This is a genomic window from Robiginitalea sp. (assembly GCF_049588695.1).
GTDB lineage: Bacteria > Bacteroidota > Bacteroidia > Flavobacteriales > Flavobacteriaceae > Robiginitalea.
This window is the reverse complement of record NZ_JBAVZJ010000626.1, coordinates 1-3036: the sequence shown is the minus strand read 5'-3', so window position 1 is coordinate 3036 and position 3036 is coordinate 1. Positions and strand designations below refer to the sequence as shown.

Annotated in this window: 2 protein-coding genes; both read right to left on the bottom strand. The window is 48.1% G+C overall.

What is annotated here, in order from left to right; genetic code table 11:
- Positions 1-34 precede the first annotated feature (34 nt).
- A complete protein-coding gene (locus WBV75_RS14270; protein WP_424121252.1) occupies positions 35-1729 on the bottom strand; it encodes a hypothetical protein in 1695 nt (564 codons plus the stop codon).
- A 107-nt stretch (positions 1730-1836) separates the two neighbouring features.
- Positions 1837-3036, bottom strand: a 1200-nt coding sequence (locus WBV75_RS14265; protein WP_424121251.1) for a transglycosylase SLT domain-containing protein, incomplete at its 5' end; no start/stop codon positions are given.

Sequence of the window (3036 nt, the reverse complement as noted above, 5' to 3'; positions counted from 1 at the left end):
CGTTAGATCACTCCAAAGTGGATTAAAATCAAAGCTATTCAGGCTTCTGATGTTTGATCACCCTATGTTTGCCAAATGGGTTTATCGAATTCACCAGGCCCGATTGCACCCCTTTCCAGGCAAAATTCCCGAGGCCTTTGTACATGACCCTGTCAAAGGCAATTTCTCCCACCACCAATCTTCCATTGTGGTGGGGATTGGATTTTTTCAATAAAGTGTTTGCGACCCAGGAAAGCGTTTTCTTTTTTTGATGATCGGGTTTGTCGATCTCCACGGTAAGGTCGTGGTAACGCAGCGTTAGTTCTCCTTTCACGGCATAGGGCGTACCGGTCATGTGAAAATTCAGGCCATCCAGCCTTCCCGAAGTAAACTGCAGGCCCAGGGCCGGGAGCACGGTTTTATTAAGACTTGCAAAATTAGCTGCCTTTTCGGTATGCCCCGAAAGGTGAAAGGTATGGTGGTTGTAGGGCATATTGAGTTTGACCCCAACAGGTACCGATCGGTCTAATTTGGCAGAAAGCTCAATTTCCAGGGGTTTATCGCTTTGGAGACTGTCCTGTATGGAAGTAAGACGATTCAGGCGCACCTGAAGGTCTGAAAAATCCAACACCAAAGGGGGCTTGGAATAATCCGACTGTTCGGTATATTGGAGATAGGAATTTTTCACAAGAATTTCTCCGACATGTAAAGGAAAATCCAGGGCTGCCATTTTCTGATTTAAAAGCAACACCCGCTTGTCCGTGTTAAACGGCTTTGTTTTATCCCTGAAAATATTCAGGTTTAGACTGTCCAGTTCCATTTTTTTCAGGACTACAATCCCATGGTCGAGAAATCTGTCCAGATTAAAGTCTTCCAGGAAGAGTCGCTCAACGGTTGCATCGTAAATCTCATAACTGTATTGGGATTTGTCCCGGAAGGTTTGACGATCCTCCCGGGGCGCGAAGATGATACCCTCGATCTCGAGGTCATCCGAATCGTAAGTGTACTTCAGGTCGGTTATGGAGACTTGGTACAGGGCCTTTTTTAAATTGAGAACCTGGGCATTTAGCTGGAGGACCAGGTTGCGGAGGTTGGGTTCAAAATAAGATTTATCATCCCCTTTGGCTTTAATTACCGACAGTCCGTCTACATTTCCGCCCCCAGAGTGGAAAGACAGTAGCGTATCGGACGTCCCTTTACGAATTTGATGCATATCAAAACTGCCCAAATTAAAACGACCCAGGGTAAGCTTTTTGATTCCAGGCAGGCGAATCCCCTCTATTCCCGAACCCTTGGGCTTTGATATCTCTTTTGAGGTCTTCTTTCGTTTTAGGGGCACCAGGTGGTCCACAGTTACCGCCTTCACATCGATCTCATCAATCTCAATATTTTTATCCCATAGGAAATTCAGAAGACCGATCCCCTGAACAGTAATTTCATCGGCATAAATGGTCTTCAGTGCCTTACCGCCGGTAGTATCTGTTAAGAACGCCTCCCGGTATTCTTCCAGCGGGCTCATCTGGAAATCGGTAAACGTAATGCGTTGAGAGACGATATCTATATCAAGTTTGTCGTAGGAAAACCGGTAGGTGGGTGAAGCCCATCGCACCTCGAGCTTTTGCCGCAGGTATGCATCCAAAGTTGTCTCGAGAATCGGGTTGATCATGCCCTTGGCGACGATAAAGAGGCCGACAAGAATCAACACTATAGTACCAATAAGTATATTCCTGCGTTTCTTTTTCTGAGTCATAGTCTTGGGTCTTTATGACTGCCTGAGGCTCCATCGTTCTTATAACACGGCCGGCGGGGTTAAAGATAACACGAATACGTTCATGTTTGTATGAATTCAAAGAATCCTCATCCGGAGGGTACAAATGAAGCGTAATGCCGATAGCGCTCCAGGATCTGCCTGACGTACCTGTAGGGTTCAACACCCCTGAGATACCCGTATTGCACAGCGGGATCATTATAGTTTTTTGGATAGCTCAACCCGAGAATAACCTGGTCTACGTTATCCTCCCAGCAGTCGGGATCCAATCCCCGGGATGCCGCAAGTCTTCGGGCATCCTCCACATGGCCGAGACCGCAGTTGTAAGCTGCCAGGGTAAACCGGATGCGGTCTGTGCTGTCTGGGATATGTTCAAAAGCCCTTGCGAGTTGTTTAAGATATCGGACGCCCCCCTTTAAACTTTCCTCCGGGTTTTCAGGATCCATCACACCCAGTTCTTCAGCGGTATTCGGCATAAGTTGCATCAGCCCCCGGGCGTTGGTCCAGGCAGTAGCATTTGGGTTAAAGCGGGATTCCTGATACACCTGGGAGGCGAGCAGTCGCCAGTCCCAACCCAGGGTATTGGCGTACATCTGAATCAGGCTGTCACACGGACTGATCCGTCCCTCGGTAAGGCTGAAGAAGTCGCTTTTAACGCGACGCTTAAAACTTCTCCGGTTTTCGAAGTATTTATTGTAGATATAATAAAAGTCATCATGGGTTTTTTCCTGCTGAATCCATTGATTCGTGGCTTTCTTTAAGGCAGTGGCATTTTTGCGCATGGCCCATCCGATGCGCTGGGAAAAACTCACCGGTACCCGCACATCGAGTATCGGATAGCTAGAAGCATTGATCTGCGCCAGGTTGCGGTCCGCGACGGTGTATTTAATTTTTTTATCTACGACCATCTTGATGATTTCGTCTGTAGAGAGGTTCCCCTGGAGCGTGTCGAGTATGATAGGACCGCCGATTTCCCGGGAGAGGTTTTCGAGCCTTCTGAGATAGGACGAATTTTTACGTACACTTACCGTATCCCGTATCAGTTCCACGGGGTCCTGGATAAGGTTTTTTCCGATGCCGTCCAGGGTGAGGGACCGCCAATTATCGGGTTTGCGCTGAACCAGCACTTGTTTGGTGAGGTAGAAGTAATCTGAAAAGGAAACTTCTTTCTTTCGACCTTCTGTAATGGCCAGGCCGTGGGCTACAAGGTCTACCTGGCCGCTTTGAAGGATTTCGAGCATCTGGTCCAGGTCCTGTGCCACCCGCAGTTCCAGCTCAACCCCAAGGTG

Excerpts from the sequence above, each read along its gene's own strand:
- WBV75_RS14270 (WP_424121252.1), bottom strand. The coding sequence starts at position 1,729 with ATGACTCAGAAAAAGAAACGCAGGAATATACTTATTGGTACTATAGTG.